Genomic DNA, 16,271 nt, shown 5'->3' with positions numbered 1-16,271 from the left:
TTCGTTCTTCGGGGAACCCACACGCAATCCGATGCGCTTCGCGGTCGCGTACGCAGGATCGAATCGATCACAGGCGAGCGGTGCTAGAAGCGTATCGGCAGGCCATCGTTATGGCTTGAGGGTCGGTCCCTGAGATTTGTGCAGCTGGCGAGATGCAATGCGGTCGGGGGCAGGCAGGTACGATGAGCCGCGGGTCAGCGAGCCTGACCGGGTGTGCCGGTAGGCCAGTTGCGCCTGAGTCGCTAGCGCTGCGCGGTGTCTGGCTTTTTCTTGCGCGGCCGCGGTGGTTTCGGAGCGGGCAGGGCGCTGGCGGTTTCGATCACCAGGCGGCGCAGGGCGTCGGGGTCGTCGAGCAGCTCGTCCGCCACGGGATAGTCCTTGGCGCCGGGGTAGGGCGGGCCCAGGGGCAGCTCCGGCGCAAGCGCGGTCGCCGCCTGGGAAGGTTTGATGAACAGGCTGTTGTCGCAGACGAAGGCGACCACTTTGCCATCCAGGTAGAGCGCGTACTCCCCGAACATCTTGCGGTAGGTCAGCCGGCTACCCAGGCCGATCTGCTCTGCCACGTAGTCCATGAAGTCTTTATCGCTGGCCATCGCGCCGTTCACCGTCTGTGAGGTTCATTCGAGCCGGGTGAAGCCTAGCACCCGATTGCACGGCATGAGGCGGCCGCCGGACAGTCTGCAGCATGGGCTCGGTCACTCCGTCCGCCAGCCGATCGGCAGTCGTCCGCGTGCCTTGGATCAATGCAGACGGGTGGCCGAGGCGTACGTCTGGGTCAGGTGCTGCGCCTGCTGGGCGAGTTCGTCGAGCAGGGCATCGCGCTGCGTCTCGGCCTCGCGCATGGCCTCGGCGCCGTGCTGCTTGAGCAGGTAGGCGTGGATCTGCCGGACCTCTTCGGACTGGAAAATCGGCTGCAGGTCCTGCACGGCCACGCCACCGCTGGAGGCATGGGGGCGAGTGTTCATCACCACTTGCGGACCCCGCGCCGCCAGCGGCATGAAGCCGAGCGCTTCGAAGTACGGCACCTTGCTGGCCACGCATGCCACTTCGGCATGGGGATACCGCGTCATCATCGCCTCGACCATGGCCCGGCCGATGCCCCGCCGGCGATGGCTCGTCTGCACGGCCAGGTAGACCAGCGCACAGGCCTGCGGGTCGTCCAGGTACGGCAGGTACAGCGCGAAACCCAGCAGACGAGCCGGGTCCTCGGCATCCAGCGCCATGATCAGTTCGGGCTTGCCCGGTTGCGCACCGTCCATGCTGTCCAGATAGCGGTGCACCTCGAAACCCACCACGTACTGGTACAGCTGATACAGCGGGTTGCTGGGCGGCAGCGAGACCGGGCTGATGTCGCTGAGGTAGTCCACCACCATCTGCAGCACCTGGCTCTTCATCGATTCCGGCGGCGGGGTGCACAGGTGGGAGAGGGTGAACATAGGGGCCTCCGGGGCGGTTCGGAAAAGGCGCCATTGTACCGACAGGGCTGCTGCACGCTGCGTCTTCGAGCGCTGCCTATCGCGGCCATAGGAACATTCGATGTTCTGCCGCCTACTAGCTGCAGTGCGCAAGAAAGCGCCACAATCGCAGCAATTTAACAACTTTTTGAGGATTTTAGCGGGGGAATCCGGCAACTATTAGGCGTTAGCGGTAATGCTAGTTTTGCTTCAGCGGCGCCCGACCGCGATCACGACCACTAATTTGAGGAATAGAACATGAGTGCTGAGTCTGGAGAAACCACTGGTGGCGGATGCCCGTTCGGTCATGGCGCCGGTGCACCGCGCAAACGTCCCGGTAACCGCGACTGGTGGCCGGAGGCGCTGAGCCTGACGGCACTGAATCAACATTCGCCGCGCTCCAACCCTTATGGCGGCGATTTCGACTACGCCGCGGCGTTCAGCGCACTCGATCTGGACGCCGTCATCGCCGACCTGCACCAGCTGATGACCGATTCGCAGGAGTGGTGGCCGGCGGACTTCGGCCACTATGGCGGCCTGTTCATCCGCATGGCCTGGCACAGCGCCGGCACCTATCGCATCACCGACGGCCGTGGCGGCGCCGGTGGCGGTCAGCAGCGTTTCGCGCCGCTCAACAGCTGGCCGGACAACGCCTCGCTGGACAAGGCCCGGCGCCTGCTGTGGCCGATCAAACAAAAATACGGGCGCAACCTCTCCTGGGCCGACCTGTTCGTGCTCACCGGCAACGTGGCGCTGGAATCCATGGGCCTCAAGACCTTTGGTTTCGCGGGCGGTCGCGCCGATACCTGGGAGCCGGAAGAGCTCTACTGGGGCCCCGAGGGTACCTGGCTGGGCGATGAGCGTTACAGCGGCGAACGCCAACTGCACCCGGGCCTGGGCGCGGTGCAGATGGGGCTGATCTATGTGAACCCCGAGGGCCCGAACGGCAAGCCGGACCCGAAGGCCTCGGCCATCGACATCCGCGAAACCTTCGCGCGCATGGCCATGAATGACTACGAAACCGTGGCATTGATCGCCGGCGGCCATACCTTCGGCAAGACCCACGGTGCAGGTGATCCCTCGCTGATGGGCCCGGAACCGGAAGGTGCCGTCATCGAAGACCAGGGCCTGGGCTGGCGCAGTCAGTTCAAGACCGGAATCGGTGCCGATGCCATCACCTCCGGCCTGGAAGTCATCTGGAGCCAGACGCCGACGCAGTGGTCCAACTACTTCTTCGAGAACCTGTTCAACTTCGAATGGGAGCTGACCAAGAGCCCGGCCGGCGCCTATCAATGGCAAGCCAAGAACGTGGGAGAGATCATTCCCGACCCGTTCGACCCCAGCAAGAAGCGCAAGCCGACCATGCTGACGTCGGACCTGGCCCTGCGCTTCGACCCCATTTACGAGCCGATCTCGCGGCACTTTCTGGAAAACCCGGACGAGTTCGCCGATGCCTTCGCCCGCGCCTGGTTCAAGCTGACCCACCGCGACATGGGCCCCATTGGCCGCTATCTCGGACCGCTGGTGCCGAAGGAAACCCTCATCTGGCAGGACCCGATTCCCGAGCGTGACCACCCGGTAATCGACGAGGCGGACATCGCCGCCCTCAAGCAGCAGCTGCTGGGCCTAGGCTTCTCGGTGCCTGAACTGGTCTCGGTGGCCTGGGCCTCCGCAGCGACCTACCGCGGCTCGGACAAGCGCGGCGGCGCCAATGGCGCACGCATCCGCTTCGCGCCGCAGAAGGACTGGGACATCAACAACCCGGCCTTGCTGGCCCGAGTGCTGGAGAAGCTCGAAGGTGTCCAGAATGCGTTCAACGGCGCGGCGACGGGAGGCAAGAAGGTCTCCATGGCGGACCTGATCGTGCTGGCCGGCTGCGCCGCCATCGAACAGGCCGCGCGCGATGGCGGTGTGAGCGTCAGCGTGCCTTTCACGCCAGGGCGGATGGACGCGCTGGAGGAGTGGACCGATGCGCAGTCCTTCGAAGCGCTGCGGCCGGTGGCCGACGGCTTTCGCAACTACTACCACGAGTCCCACTTCATGGCGCCTGAGGAAGCGCTGGTGGACAAGGCGCACCTGCTGCGCTTGAGCGCCCCGGAAATGACCGTCCTGGTCGGTGGCATGCGCGTGTTGGGCGCCAACGCCGGCGGCAGCCAGGAGGGCGTGTTCACCCATCGTGTGGGGACGCTGACCAATGACTTCTTCGTCAACCTGCTGGACATGAAGAACGAGTGGGTCGCCACCGAGCACAAGAACCGCTTCCAGGGTCTGGACCGCAAGACCCGCCAGCCCACCTGGACGGCTACCCGTGTCGACCTGATCTTCGGCTCCCAGTCGGAGCTGCGCGCCCAGGCCGAGGTGTACGGCATGGCCGATGGCAACGAGAAGTTCGTCCATGACTTCGTCAAAGCCTGGGACAAGGTGATGAACGCCGACCGGGTCGACATCGGCAAGCCGGCGGATGTCTTCAGCCAGAAGCTCTCGGCGTGAGACTGCGCGGCGGCGCCTTCGGGCGCCGCCGACGATGGCCGATCCAATCGTTTTTCAACACGCCCGACCGATTACGCACCGCTCCAATCAAGAACGTCTTTTCCACGCGTATTGCCCTTCGCCTGATTCATCATTCGGGGCCGCCCCCGCACCAGTCCCGGGAATACATTCCACCCGCTACGGCTCGATGATAACTGGACAGCTGTCGCAATCATCCCGCCTTGCAATATCACTCACCGATCTTGCTGCTAAAAGGCGCCTCGACTCTAATTAATTTAACAACTAAAGGTTTGCCTGCTAAGTCTGACTTCTCAGTTATTATCTCCATTTCCCCGACTTTAAGTATTGTGCTTGATTCAGTTAAATTACTTGGGAAAAAGGACTCCAGCCTAAAGCTTGATAAGTAAGGGCGAATAGTTTTTTCCATGCTTGGTTCTAATCCGTCCATTGATACGCGTTTTATGCTGCTCTTTAGGTCGATTAGTTGGGTTATAAGGTGATCGTTTTCTAAGCTCCACTTTCCTGTTGCGTTAACATGCCAGACTACGCTCATTTGTTTCGGTCTATCGACTTTCATGGATAAGTCGCCCGCGAAATTATAATTTCCGTTGGATAGATGTTGAGTTGTCCCGACTACCGTGACGTCGCCGCTAGGAGAACCCCAGCTGTAATCGCTGTACCAAATGCCCACTAGCTTTGCTCTTTCGAACTCTGATAATTTGTCACTTATTTGTATGCTTAACCAAAGAATGATGGAGCAAAGAGTCGCGACAGTCGTGATTACATAAATAGCAACGCCTCTTTTTTGATCGGACGAATACGTGCTCCATTCGGCTCGTGTGGGTATTAATAACATTTTCCTCATGGAGCGTACCTGCTAAGTGTTTGGTGAATAGTTGCTTGTCGATATCGCATAGAGCAGAGCTTCAAGGGTTTACTCACTTACTCATTTGAGAGGTTACGAGCATAAAGGGAACGGAATGATTTTCAACATCTCAATGAAGTGCTTTTTGCGGCTTGCACTTTTCAAGGATAGACCTGCAGCTTGGTATCACGGTCGAGGACAAAGGATGAGACCGTGATTTCCATCTGCTCTCGTTGGGGCGGGTCCTTGATGCTGGTAGCCGTAGACCACGTGGCGAGATAACGCTTGCCTGCCTCCAGTTCGATACCATTTGCGCCGAGGCCACACATACCGCCACCGGTACCCAGCTTATTCATAGATATCCAGCACCATTCAATCCTGTGCTTCCCAGATGTTAGGCGGACGGCCTGATAGCCTGAGAAATTCAACAAGGAATGCCGGCCGGCATCCGGTAAAGGCTTGCCATCAACTTGAACCGCCAGCAGCAACCGGTGAAATGGAATGCCTGCGGCGCGGTATTGCATGGTGTCGAAGTGGATGACTGGCGCATCGGCAGAGCCATTTGATAAATCCAGAATTTAGATCGCAGGGTCATCGACGTTGCCCCTATACGTTTTGTACTGATGGTTGGAACATCCTGAGGCGAAAGTCAGTAACATTGCTATTACTAGCCAACGAAGGTCCACTATTACATGCTCCATATAAGCAATCTGTTAAGTTAATTCAAGTAAGTTGCTTTCCAGGTCGCAGGGGAGGATGAGGATAAGGATTAGTCCCCTTTTTATGTTACGCTTTCGATTGGATCTTCGACGCTAACTTATTTGCATGCCATCCAAATGATAGGTTTAGCATTAAATAATGGATCAAAGTTACTGCGCCTATAATGACGAGCCACGTCAGTGTAGATAGCTTGGGAAGGATTCTTGTTATCTCAGTAAGCCCCTGTGGGCCTAAGGCAACGGAAATTAATATTGCGACGCCAGCTATCGACATGGCAATCGATGATAATAGGCAGCCTAATATTAACTTGTTTTTTTCTGCCTTATCTGGGGCTCTTTTGTTGATTGTTACAAATTGATTTGAGGTGATCATCGATGCGCCTATAAGCATTGCTATATTTGCTCCGGATCCAAGGTCAATGTCGAAGCCATGCGCAAGCGAGTTGAAAAAGATCATTAATATTGCATTTAGTAATGCAAACAAACCTACATATTTAGTAATTGATATTTCATTTTTCGATGTCATGGACGTCCTCGTATGGCATTTTTGAATGGGTAAGCGAAAATTCAGCTTTTGTAAGTTCAATTGCGAAGTGACCAGTAGGGGTGTGATAATGCTGGTGTGTGCCGCATTCAATCTGCCGTGAGTTTTAGCAGGCCGACTGCCAAAAGAAGCCAAGCCATACCGGCGAAGCATAGCCACCAGGCAATGACCATGCGCTGCTTGATGGAATGGGACAGGCTGCGAACTTCGCTTTCCAAAAGGTCTCCGCGTTTTATGTGTCCTTTGGGGAGCAATGCTACAGCTGCCAAACTGCTCGTTAGAATAAAACGGGAGTAAGACCGCTATTGCCCCAAAGCATTTCTGTCTTAGCACATATTCGCTGTTTGGGAAGGTGCGGAGAAGCATGTCGAGATTTCGGTATGCCATGAGAAGAATCATGAGCATGCCTGAGAAGCCGATTACGAACGGGGCCAGCATAAAAGCGAATGCCCACCAGGAATTCCAGAATTCCGTCATGGCTTAGTCTGCTCGTACAAGAATTCGCCCATCCACACCGCTTGCCGCGTCACCGGAGCCCCGCTGACCACAACCAGCCACAGCCGCCGTTTCATTCGCCAGCCCCCAGCATCGATATGTTCAACTTTCAGTTAGTTTGAGCAAGCCAACTGCCAAAAATAGCCATGCAAGACTAATCCCCAAAAGCCACGTCGACCAAAGCATTCGAGGTCTGAGATGCTTCGGAAAGTTCTCCACTTCATCAGGCTCAAGATCTCCACGGCGTACATAGAAGTTAGAAAGAAGCACTGCGCCAGTTATGGCGTTCACTTGCATATAGCGCGCAACGAATCCTGAGCCAGACCACATATTCAATTGGTTGCGGATGTGGCTGCTGTGAGGGAACGCTGCTTTCATATCGTCTAGGTCGTGATAAACCATGTAAATTGTGATGACTTGCCCTATTGCTCCGATTACGAAAGGGGCCAGCATAAAAGCGAATGCCCACCAGGAATTCCAGAATTCAGTCATGGCTTAGTCTGCTCGTACAAGAATTCGCCCATCCACTCTCCGCCTGTCTGGCCGCCTGCTCCGCCGACAACGGAAGCGCCCCCGACGACTACCAGACCGCATACAATGCCGCCTATACCGCCTGATCCCAAACCAATGGCAGCGCAGATAGGCCCTGCTGCCAAACGGCTAACCAGTGGTACAGCAACACCTCCACCACCCAGCGCCCCAGCAAAGCTACCCGTCTCCGTGAATCGAATCTTCTGGCACGCCTGAGTTTCGCCTGCCTGGCAAACCTCTCGGACTTTCAAGGCAGAGGCGGTACCGCCCAGCGCGATTCCGATATAGGTTTCGTTTCTCAGGTACTTAGCTGCCTTCGAAATCTGATCCATATGGGTGGCATAGCGGGGATCTGATCCGTGCGCCACGGCAATCTAATCTATCTGGCCTGACTCAACACCGCTGAGTTTCAGCAGGGCTACTCCGACCAGCAGCCAAGCAAAACCAACAAACAAAAGGCTGACCGAAATGACCATAAGCCGTTTGATTTCGGGCGGGAAGTTGCGAACCTCCTCAGGGTCAAGAGAGCCTTGTCGAACATGTATGTTTGGCCAGAGCACGAATCCGCTGGTGCTCCCAACCTGCATGAAACGCGATACGAAATCGAATCCTGCCCACAGGCGTTGATAGTTTTTCACCCCAAGGCTATTCGGAAACGCGGAGATAATTCGGTCATAATAACGGCGCGTGGTATAGGCCTGAACGGCCATACCAGAAAGCGCTGTAACAAAAGGGGCCATCAAAAAGGCTATCTGCAAATCCAGCGGCCAAGTTTCAAACCAAGCACTGAAATTCATCTCTGGCTCCTTTCATAAACTTTTTCTCCGACCAGGTCGCCAGCCCATCCACCGCCAGCTCCTCCGGCAGCCGAAGCCCCACCAACAACAACCAGACCGCAGACAATACCGCCAATGGAGCCGGAGGCCAGGCCTATAGCGCCGCAGACATAGGGCGCCGTAGCCATACCGATGCTCACCCCTGCTGATCCACCACCCAGCGCCCCAGCAAAGCTACCCGTCTCCGTGAATCGAATCTTCTGGCACGCCTGAGTTTCGCCTGCCTGGCAAACCTCTCGGACTTTCAAGGCAGAGGCGGTACCGCCCAGCGCGATTCCGATATAGGTTCCATTTCTCAGGTACTTAGCTGCCTTCGCAATCTGATCCATATGGGTGGCATAGCCGGGGATCTGGCCTGGTGCGCCGCCTCTGCTCCAGTGGTGCACCAGGCTGCGGGTGGAGATGCCGAGGTCCTGCCGCAGCGTCGGGTAGCTTCCCAGGCCCAGCTGCTTGCCGAGGAAGGTCGCTTTGAGTTGGTTGTCGAGCTGCCGGTACAACTGCTGTCGAGAGGTGAAGAACTGCTGGCTTTTCAAGTGGCCATGCGTGGCGAACTCGCGTTGGTGCAAGTATTCAATGTCGCGCATTGTGCTTTCGATCTGCTTAAGCCCTTTGCCCAGCACGTCGGTGCCAAGCCCCAACGAGCCGCTGGCGCCACCGACCACCGTTGCGATCTCGGTTTGGTGCTCGGCCATGAAGTTGGCTTCGGACTCGCTCAGTGGCTCCAGGGCAGTACGAACCTTGGCGGCCGCGGCCATCAGCTCTGCTTCTTCGCGCGAGCAGGCGGTGGGATTGATCAGATTACCCAGCACCATCATTTCTCCCGCCTTGAAGCCCTGAGCAAAGGTCGGATTTAATGATTTGATGCGGTTGACCAGATGACTGTGCGGCGTATCGGCAAACAACTTCGCGAGTACCTGCTCGCCGGACATGCTGCGCGGCACGATGTAGAAGCCGGGCGGCAGAGCCTCTGGGAGCTTGAGCATATCGGGTGGCGGCCAATCCGAAAGCTCTGGAGCGGCTTCGACTTTCAGCTCCCAGGCGGCAAAGGAGGCGCCGCCGTTACCCGGTTTGGTTTTCGGCAATTCGGCCTGACGGCTCCAGCCTTGGTCTGGCAGCCAACTGGAGTCGCGGCTGCCAGTGCTGTCCGCCTTCCAGCCGGTGTCCAGATCCCAGCCCTGATCGAACGGGTAGGCCGCGTCTTTGAGGGTGTCCGTTCCCATGAAAATCGTCCCTGTACTGTTGAATCAGGCGGCAGTCTACCCGCTCGAGGCCTCCACCCATTGGCGCTTGTTCACGAAACCTGTGCCTGAACGACGCCAGTGGCGTGTTGGGTGACGGACGACCTGGAACCAGCATCAAGTTCCGCCTGAAGCTCTGCCACCAGCGCATCGACCCCTCGTTGCGCCTGGGCCACCGAGACCGCCAGCACGTCACCTCCGGTCTCCTGACCTTCGATGGCGATCTGATGAAAGTGGCTGATGCCGATGAAACTGAGCGCCGTCACCAGATTCGGCTCGAGGTGGTTCATGTGCGCCATCTCCCCACCGGGGCCGAAGCCGATACCGCCGCGGGCGGTGAGGATGACCACATGCCGAGGCCGGTCCGCCAGCAAAGGCACGTAGGGATCAGGCAGCCTGGTTTCGTCGACCTCGACCGTCCGGCCAGGGCGCACGATCTGGTCGATCCAGGCCTTGAGGGCGGCCGGCATGCCGAAGTTGTACAGCGGCGTTCCGATGATCAGCACATCGGCTGCGATCAACTCATCGACCAGCAGATCGCTCTCAGCCAGCGCCTCGCGCATCCAGGGCTCACGATGTGCTTCCGGCGTGAAGGACGAGGCGATCCAGTCGTGGCTGGTGAACGAGGGCGGGTTCTGGCCGATGTCCCGGTAGGTCACGCTGTCCTGGGCGCGGCGGGCCAGCCACTGGCTGACGAAGCGGTGGGTGATATGACGGCTGTGGGAACCGTGCTCGTCCTTGCCGGCGAGGCCGGGGCGGGCGCTGGCGTCGAGGTGCAGAAGGTGCGTCATGGTGAGTCTCCTCTGTGACTGAATTCATCTGTCATTCGCGGTAGACCCAGACTAGGGTTAGGCTCTGTGGGCGACAAACGACCATTTTTTCCCGATACAGATGAGGAAAACTCAGCCATGGCGCATCGCTGGTTACCTTCGCTTTCCGCCCTGCGCGCCTTCGAAGCGGCCGCACGCCATGAGAGCGCCAAGCAGGCCGCCGAGGAGTTGAACGTCACCGCTACGGCCATCAGCCACCAGATTCGCTCGCTGGAAGAATCCCTCGGTGTGGCGCTGTTTGTGCGCAAACCCAGGCAGCTGGCACTCACCGCTCAAGGCCGTGAGCTACAACAGACGCTGGAGACGGCGTTCGACAGCATCCACTCAACCGTCGAACGCCTCAGTGCCGGGCCTTGCCGGCAGGCGATCACGCTCAGCACCACACCGGCCATTGCCGTGCGTTGGCTGGTGCCCTGGGTTTGCCTGCTGCGCGATTCCCATCCCGAGATCGATCTGCGCTTTCATACCTCGCACGAGCCGGTGGCGCTGGATGGGATCACGGCGGATATCGCCATCCGCTACGGCGACGGGCGCTGGCCGGGTCTGGTGGCGGAGAAGCTGATCGACAACACCTTCGTCCCCATCTGCAGCCCGCTTTTGGGCCTGCGCGACATCGCCGACCTGCCCAGGCATCCGCTGATCCACTTTCATGCCCGCGGTGCGGTCGCCGCTCCGATTCACTGGGCGTCGTGGCAGAAACTCGCCAACGTGCCGGGCCTGGATGTCAGTGCCGGGCTGGCCTTCTCCGACGAGACCCACGCCATCTCAGCCGCCATCGGCGCGCAGGGCGTGGCCTTGATGAGCCGCGAGTTGATCGAGGACGAGGTGAGGGCAGGGCGGTTGATGCAGCCATTCGGACCGGAGATGGCGGGCAAGCCGTTCCACCTCGTATACCCGGAGAGCCGCCGGGACGATCCGACGGTGCTGGCGGTGCGCGACTGGGTGATGGCGGTACCCGGCGGGTTGTGCGAGGCGACCGTCCGATACCGGCCGCGCCGGGCCGCGCCCCTTAAGGACCGGCCGTAGGGTGGAAAACGGCGAAGCCTTTTCCACGCGCATCTCCAGGCGACTTGCTAGCCCTCCAGCACACTAAATGCACAACGACGCGGTAGAAGACGCGGCGCGGTGTAATCGCGCCGCCCATGCATCAGGTTCGGCGTGGTACCGCCAGCTCGTTCTTCAGCCCGATGACGATGCTGACGCACATCAGCAGCAGGACGAAGGAGAACGGGAAGCCGGTGGTCACCACCATGGACTGCAAGGCTTTGAGGCCGCCCCCCAGCAGCAGGGCGATGGCGACGAGGCCTTCGAAAACGCACCAGAACACGCGCTGAGGAATCGGGCCGTCATCCTTGCCGCCGGAGGTGATGGTGTCGATGACCAGCGAGCCGCTGTCCGATGAGGTAATGAAGAAGACCGCCACCAGAACGATGCCCAGCAGGGACATCGCCTGGGTGAATGGCAGAACGTCGAACATGGCGAAGAGTTTTACCTCCAGCGCCGCATCCGCCACGGCGCGGTAGCCGTCATTGATGTACTGATCGAACGCGACGCCGGAGAAGATCGACATCCAGAGGATGCAGACGGCAGAGGGGACGATGAGCACGCAGATCATGAATTCGCGCACCGTGCGCCCACGGCTGACCCGGGCAATGAACATCCCCACGAAAGGCGACCAGGACACCCACCAGGCCCAGTAAAACGAGGACCAGCCTTGTGCGTAGTTCGCATCCTCGCGGGCGAAGGGCTGCGACAGCGCCGGTAGATAGGCGAAGTAGCTGACCACCGAGTCCGCGACTCGCTCCACGATCGCCCCCGTTGGACCAAACACGCACACGGCAATCAGCAGTGCGAACGCCATGATCATGTTGATTTCGGAGGCTTTCTTGACGCCGCCTTCCAGCCCGCGCAGGACAGAGACGGTTGCGATGCCGGTGATTACGGTGATCAACACGAGCTTCGTCGTGTCGGACACCGGAATGCCGTACAGGAAGAACAGGCCGGCGTTGATTTGTTCGGCGCCAAGCCCAAGGGAGGTCGCGAGCCCAAAGAGGGTCGCAAGCACCGCCAGTATGTCGATGGTATGGCCGACCCAGCCCCAGACCCGCTCTTTGAAGATGGGATAAAAGGTGGACCTGATCGCCAGCGGAAGGCCCTTGTTGAAGGCAAAGAGCGCCAACGCCAGCCCCACGACCGCATAAATCGCCCAGGCCTGCAGCCCCCAGTGGTAGAGCGTGGCGGCAAGGCCGAGTCTGGCAGAGCCTTCGACATCACCGGGCAAGCCACCGAGCGGCGCCCAGCTGTCGGGGCTGCCGGCATCCTGCGCGACGGAGCTGACGAAGTGCGTCATCGGTTCACCGACGCTCCAGAACAGGAGCCCGATGCCCATGCCGGCCGCAAACAGCATGCAAAGCCATGCCAGCAGCGAGAAGTCCGGTTTCGCATCAGGCCCACCGAGCCTGACCTTGCCGTAGGGCGAGAACGCCAGAGCAACGGCGAACACCAGGAAGATGTTGGAGGCCAGGATGAAAAGCCAGTCGAAGCGGACTGTCACCCAGTTCATCGCATCGGTGAAGAGGCCGGTTGCGAACTCGGGAAATGCGAGCGTGAAGATGACGAACACAATCGTCATCAGACCGGAGATCGCAAAAACAGGGTTGTGAATGTCGACCTCGAAAGGGCCGATGTTGGTGACCAGATTGTCCTGGCCGATCTGATAGTCGGTATCGATTAAATTTCCGCCCGCCGCCGGACTTCCGCTGGTGTCGGCCATTGCTTATCCTCCAAAGCTGGATTGAATCCATCCCTGGGCGTCCTGACCGCGGTTGCCTCCCACCCTTGGTATCCGTATTGACGAGTTTGGCGCCTGCCAAAGCCAATAGGTACTTCACACTTCTGGCAACCCTGGTCGTTGCCCCGCCTCCTCAGGCATCCGACCATGCTTCCATAGGATCCGCCTCAAGACGACTCTGATTACGACCGCAACGACTGTGACACCGTCAACTGTCACCGTAGTTGCAGCCTCTAGATGAGCAGGCGCTGACCTGTTTTGCGCCTGATGCTGGCGCCGGGCAGGTGTGGGACTGGTAGCGGAGCGGGGGAATGAGCCCTTCATTCACCCCTTGCTTCAGCGATCAGTCGAGCTGCGCGCGGTTCACTCAGGCCGGTAGCGCGGCGCGTGGGCGCAAGGTCAGGCTGGCATGCACCACCAGTGTTGCGATGACCAACGCGCCGCCGTAGAGCGTGGCGCTGGCGGGCGTCTCCTGCAGGAAATACCAGACCCACAGCGTACCCAGCACCGTTTCCAGCAGATAGAAGAGCGCCACTTCGGCGGAGGGCAGGTAGCGGGTCGCGTTATTGATCAACAGCGTGGCCAGCGGCATCTGGACCAGGCCCATGATCGCCAGGGCCCAGTAGCTGGTGGCGTCCAGGCCGAACGGCTCGGCTTGGGGCCAGGCGATCACCGCGGCGGCCAGCCCGCCGAGGGCAATGAGCGGCATCCGCTCGATGGCGGGATGGCGGCGTAGCAGCGTGAGGTTCGCGCCCACCGCCGCCGCGGACAACAGCGCATAGCCATTGCCGGCCAGATCGGTCGGGTTGAATGCCCCGGCGAACACCACCACGATCCCCAGCGCCGCCACAACGATCGCCAGCCAGGTGTGCAACGCCACCTGCTCGCGGAGGAAAAACCGCGTGAACAGGGCGGCGAACAGTGGCGACGTGGCAAGCACGACCACCACATTGGCGACCGTGGTATGGATGATTGCCAGCACGAAGAAGATCGAGATCAACGCCAGCAGCAAGGCCGAAAGGCCGCTGATCAACGGTTGCGCCCGGAGGCTGGCACGGCTCCTGGCAGTCAGCGAAAACGCACCCAGCGCCAGAAACATCAACAGGCCCCGCCAGAACACGATGCTCCAGCCATCCGCCTGCGCCAGGCGCACCAACAGGCCATCGAAGCTGAGTACGACGACGCCGCTCGTGACGAGCAACAAACCGCGCGCTTGATCGTTCATCTGGGGTCCTCGGCGTGTCGTTGATAGGGCGGCGTGTCTGGGCGAACCCTGTAAAAGCGCGCGCCAGACGCTTCCTCCGATGATGGCCTCCGGTCGCGCCGCTAACCTGCCCAGAAGCGGCCTGGGTGCTACGGTTCGCGACCCTTGGCTTCGTGGGGCGCTACAGGTGAGCCGGCCGGTATGGTAAGCGACCCATGGCGTGCTGCAGCAAACTACCGAACGGTCGAAGCACGTAGGGTGGAAAACGGCGAAGCCTTTTCCACGCGTCTGCTCGTACCCCTACAAGTCCCGACCAGCTTCGCCCCCGCACCAGCCACGCGGATAGACGCCAGCGCTTACCGCCCGGTGAAAGCTTGAATACGGCCAGTCGATGACCCGCTCCACCAGCCCGTGCTTGAGCGGATTCACATGCACGTAGTCGATGTGATGCCGGTAGTCCCGTTCATCCTGAATCAGATGTTCCCAGTAGCGCCGCTGCCAGATGCCACGCTCGCCGCGGGCGCGTTGGGTCGCGGTCAGGACCTCGGTTCTCGGCAGACGCCGGGCGAAGGCGAACTTGATGATCTTCCAGCGGAGGGCAAAATCGGCATCGCCTGCCGGGAGCGTCCACACGCAATGCATATGGTCGGGCAGCACGACCCAGGCGTCGATATGGAAAGGATGGCGCGAGCGAGTGGCACGCACCGTTTCGCGGAGCAGGTCGACATGCCGGACCAGCAGGTCGCTGCGGCGGTTGAGCAGGTTGACCGTAAAGAAATACGTAGCGCCCGGCACGCGGGCGCGGTGGTAGTGGGACATGGCGGCTCATCCTTGAGCGTTGTGTTGGCGGGAGTCCGTATCGGTGGATAAGCAAAGCGTTATCCACCCTACGCCATCTCAACCGCCCCCAACGCCGACGCATCGACGTTGCCGGAGGTAGGGTGGAAAACGGCGAAGCCTTTTCCACGCGTTACCTGGTGCTACCCCCTTCAGTCCCGGCGTTCCCTGGGCCATTTGCTGAAGGCAAACACCCAGAGGGCGATGACATTGACCACCGGGACAAACGTCAGCAGAGATCAGGCCCCGTTGAAGCCCGCCTTGGTCAGGATCTTCCACAAGGGAACGATGAAGACGATCACCATCACCAGTAATCCCCAGCCGTGCCACATGCCGTAGCCATACATGCCCATGTCCATTGCTGCCTCCTGTGACTCGCTGCGCATAAGGATGTATAGCCAGGCTAGCTCGCTCGTGGTGTGAGGCGATACCTTCTGGTCGGCAACGGGAATACGTGGTGGTTGTTGAGCGATGAACCAGCGCTCGGCAAATCCGTAGGGTGGAAAACGGCGGAGCCTTTTGCACGCGTTACGTCCAGCCTACCTCGCTAAGCCGAACGCCCCGCGTCATGGTTTGGCTGTGACAGGAGGCGCTGTGTTTTCGCCGCAAGCACCGCTGCCTGAATCGCGCTCAGTGTTTTCTTGCCCGCCGGGTATTCAAATACCTTGCTCTCAGCCAGCGTGTAAACGCGCTCGCCGTCGTTCAGCGTGATCTGCAGAAAAGCCAGGTGATCCGTCCAGGAGCGATAACGGCGCACCATGAACAGGCTGTGTTTGGAGGTAACCGAGCGAATGCGGGTCAAGGGGATCTGCCGGTGACCCTCGTCGCGAGTAATCACCAGCTCATCGTTATGGATAAACGCAGGGCCACATTTCTTGACCCGGACATACTCAACGGCAAAGCGGCCCCACATTATAAAAAGCACCGGCACAACCACCCATATCTCGGCAAGCTTCATGTCGGGCAATGCGAACACCAACATAACGCCGATGGTCACGAAAATGGCGAGCGTGACGAATCGGTAGAAATAGACGTTTTGGAATTCCATGAGGCTTAGAAAGCGGGTGTCCATACGCGGTTATTCCTCGAAGTCGTCTAAGAGCGCTGATGGGCTATGGAGGAATTTGAGCAGAGTAGGGCGCTGGCTGCGCTATCCAATCTTGAGAAATGTGGTCTGCCCCTCTGTTTCTCGCAGGTACACCTCGACTGACGTTCGGCCGCAGCTTTTGAATCGCCAATATGAAGGTATTGCGCCCCTCGGGCGCCTCACTCTCTTGACCAGGAAGAGAAAGTGACTCGCCGTGCAAGGCGAAACACGTGGATGGTGCCGGGTAACGTGTGGCGCAAGTGCGGGCGGGCAGGGGTAGGAAATTAATCTGTCCCTTTTTTCCCGGTCCCCTTTTCCAACCTGTCCAGAAAGCGGCCTGGGTGCTGCGG

General features: G+C 59.5%; 15 protein-coding genes. 2 read left to right on the top strand and 13 right to left on the bottom strand.

What is annotated here, in order from left to right:
- Positions 1-242 precede the first annotated feature (242 nt).
- Positions 243-593, bottom strand: a complete 351-nt coding sequence (locus KVO92_RS06215) for a TfoX/Sxy family protein (RefSeq protein ID WP_217474748.1) — start codon at positions 591-593, stop codon at positions 243-245.
- A gap of 147 nt (positions 594-740) precedes the next feature.
- Complete coding sequence (locus KVO92_RS06210; protein ID WP_217474747.1) at positions 741-1,436, bottom strand: GNAT family N-acetyltransferase; 696 nt, start codon at positions 1,434-1,436, stop codon at positions 741-743.
- Between the two features lie 276 nt (positions 1,437-1,712).
- Here KVO92_RS06210 and katG point away from each other — a divergent pair, with 276 nt between their 5' ends.
- Positions 1,713-3,944 (top strand): catalase/peroxidase HPI, encoded by a 2,232-nt coding sequence (gene katG / locus KVO92_RS06205; protein ID WP_217474746.1) that lies wholly within the window; start codon positions 1,713-1,715, stop codon positions 3,942-3,944.
- Positions 3,945-4,173: 229 nt separating this feature from the next.
- Here katG and KVO92_RS06200 read toward each other — a convergent pair whose 3' ends face one another.
- The 7 genes from KVO92_RS06200 to KVO92_RS06170 form a co-directional block, all read right to left on the bottom strand.
- Entirely contained in the window at positions 4,174-4,809 is a 636-nt protein-coding gene (locus KVO92_RS06200; protein ID WP_217474745.1) for a hypothetical protein, read from the bottom strand.
- A 161-nt stretch (positions 4,810-4,970) separates the two neighbouring features.
- On the bottom strand, positions 4,971-5,333 hold the full coding sequence (locus KVO92_RS06195; RefSeq protein ID WP_217474744.1) for a hypothetical protein: 363 nt from the start codon (positions 5,331-5,333) through the stop codon (positions 4,971-4,973).
- Positions 5,334-5,595: 262 nt separating this feature from the next.
- Positions 5,596-6,549, bottom strand: coding sequence for an ABZJ_00895 family protein (locus KVO92_RS06190; protein ID WP_217474743.1), 954 nt, complete (start codon positions 6,547-6,549; stop codon positions 5,596-5,598).
- A 120-nt stretch (positions 6,550-6,669) separates the two neighbouring features.
- Positions 6,670-7,059, bottom strand: a complete 390-nt coding sequence (locus KVO92_RS06185; protein WP_217474742.1) for a hypothetical protein — start codon at positions 7,057-7,059, stop codon at positions 6,670-6,672.
- A 413-nt stretch (positions 7,060-7,472) separates the two neighbouring features.
- Positions 7,473-7,895, bottom strand: coding sequence for a hypothetical protein (locus KVO92_RS06180; RefSeq protein WP_217474741.1), 423 nt, complete (start codon positions 7,893-7,895; stop codon positions 7,473-7,475).
- Entirely contained in the window at positions 7,892-9,154 is a 1,263-nt protein-coding gene (locus tag KVO92_RS06175) for a hypothetical protein (protein WP_217474740.1), read from the bottom strand. Before KVO92_RS06175 ends, KVO92_RS06180 begins: the two co-directional genes overlap by 4 nt.
- A gap of 71 nt (positions 9,155-9,225) precedes the next feature.
- Positions 9,226-9,963, bottom strand: a complete 738-nt coding sequence (locus KVO92_RS06170) for an FMN-dependent NADH-azoreductase (RefSeq protein WP_217474739.1) — start codon at positions 9,961-9,963, stop codon at positions 9,226-9,228.
- Positions 9,964-10,080: 117 nt separating this feature from the next.
- Between KVO92_RS06170 and KVO92_RS06165 the strand changes: the two genes are divergently transcribed.
- Positions 10,081-11,028, top strand: coding sequence for a LysR substrate-binding domain-containing protein (locus KVO92_RS06165; RefSeq protein ID WP_217474738.1), 948 nt, complete (start codon positions 10,081-10,083; stop codon positions 11,026-11,028).
- A gap of 121 nt (positions 11,029-11,149) precedes the next feature.
- Here the strand turns inward: KVO92_RS06165 and KVO92_RS06160 are convergent, their stop codons facing one another.
- The 4 genes from KVO92_RS06160 to KVO92_RS06145 all read right to left on the bottom strand — a co-directional run bounded on the left by KVO92_RS06160 (position 11,150) and on the right by KVO92_RS06145 (position 15,906).
- The gene (locus KVO92_RS06160) at positions 11,150-12,775 is read right to left on the bottom strand and encodes a BCCT family transporter (RefSeq protein ID WP_217474737.1); all 1,626 of its coding nucleotides are present in this window, start codon (positions 12,773-12,775) and stop codon (positions 11,150-11,152) included.
- 385 nt (positions 12,776-13,160) lie between these two features.
- Complete coding sequence (locus KVO92_RS06155; RefSeq protein WP_217474736.1) at positions 13,161-14,018, bottom strand: DMT family transporter; 858 nt, start codon at positions 14,016-14,018, stop codon at positions 13,161-13,163.
- A 279-nt stretch (positions 14,019-14,297) separates the two neighbouring features.
- Positions 14,298-14,816 (bottom strand): REP-associated tyrosine transposase, encoded by a 519-nt coding sequence (locus KVO92_RS06150; RefSeq protein WP_217474735.1) that lies wholly within the window; start codon positions 14,814-14,816, stop codon positions 14,298-14,300.
- Between the two features lie 565 nt (positions 14,817-15,381).
- Positions 15,382-15,906, bottom strand: a complete 525-nt coding sequence (locus KVO92_RS06145) for a hypothetical protein (protein ID WP_217474734.1) — start codon at positions 15,904-15,906, stop codon at positions 15,382-15,384.
- Positions 15,907-16,271: the final 365 nt, after the last annotated feature.

The organism is Stutzerimonas stutzeri (assembly GCF_019090095.1).
Lineage (GTDB): Bacteria > Pseudomonadota > Gammaproteobacteria > Pseudomonadales > Pseudomonadaceae > Stutzerimonas > Stutzerimonas stutzeri_AN.
Note: the sequence above shows the minus strand (reverse complement) of the source record. Positions and strands in the feature narration are given on the sequence as shown.

Excerpts from the sequence above, each read along its gene's own strand:
- KVO92_RS06215 (WP_217474748.1), bottom strand. The coding sequence starts at position 593 with ATGGCCAGCGATAAAGACTTCATGGACTACGTGGCAGAGCAGATCGGC.
- KVO92_RS06210 (WP_217474747.1), bottom strand. The coding sequence starts at position 1,436 with ATGTTCACCCTCTCCCACCTGTGCACCCCGCCGCCGGAATCGATGAAG.
- katG (WP_217474746.1), top strand. The coding sequence starts at position 1,713 with ATGAGTGCTGAGTCTGGAGAAACCACTGGTGGCGGATGCCCGTTCGGT.
- KVO92_RS06200 (WP_217474745.1), bottom strand. The coding sequence starts at position 4,809 with ATGAGGAAAATGTTATTAATACCCACACGAGCCGAATGGAGCACGTAT.
- KVO92_RS06195 (WP_217474744.1), bottom strand. The coding sequence starts at position 5,333 with ATGCAATACCGCGCCGCAGGCATTCCATTTCACCGGTTGCTGCTGGCG.
- KVO92_RS06190 (WP_217474743.1), bottom strand. The coding sequence starts at position 6,549 with ATGACGGAATTCTGGAATTCCTGGTGGGCATTCGCTTTTATGCTGGCC.
- KVO92_RS06185 (WP_217474742.1), bottom strand. The coding sequence starts at position 7,059 with ATGACTGAATTCTGGAATTCCTGGTGGGCATTCGCTTTTATGCTGGCC.
- KVO92_RS06180 (WP_217474741.1), bottom strand. The coding sequence starts at position 7,895 with ATGAATTTCAGTGCTTGGTTTGAAACTTGGCCGCTGGATTTGCAGATA.
- KVO92_RS06175 (WP_217474740.1), bottom strand. The coding sequence starts at position 9,154 with ATGGGAACGGACACCCTCAAAGACGCGGCCTACCCGTTCGATCAGGGC.
- KVO92_RS06170 (WP_217474739.1), bottom strand. The coding sequence starts at position 9,963 with ATGACGCACCTTCTGCACCTCGACGCCAGCGCCCGCCCCGGCCTCGCC.
- KVO92_RS06165 (WP_217474738.1), top strand. The coding sequence starts at position 10,081 with ATGGCGCATCGCTGGTTACCTTCGCTTTCCGCCCTGCGCGCCTTCGAA.
- KVO92_RS06160 (WP_217474737.1), bottom strand. The coding sequence starts at position 12,775 with ATGGCCGACACCAGCGGAAGTCCGGCGGCGGGCGGAAATTTAATCGAT.
- KVO92_RS06155 (WP_217474736.1), bottom strand. The coding sequence starts at position 14,018 with ATGAACGATCAAGCGCGCGGTTTGTTGCTCGTCACGAGCGGCGTCGTC.
- KVO92_RS06150 (WP_217474735.1), bottom strand. The coding sequence starts at position 14,816 with ATGTCCCACTACCACCGCGCCCGCGTGCCGGGCGCTACGTATTTCTTT.
- KVO92_RS06145 (WP_217474734.1), bottom strand. The coding sequence starts at position 15,906 with ATGGACACCCGCTTTCTAAGCCTCATGGAATTCCAAAACGTCTATTTC.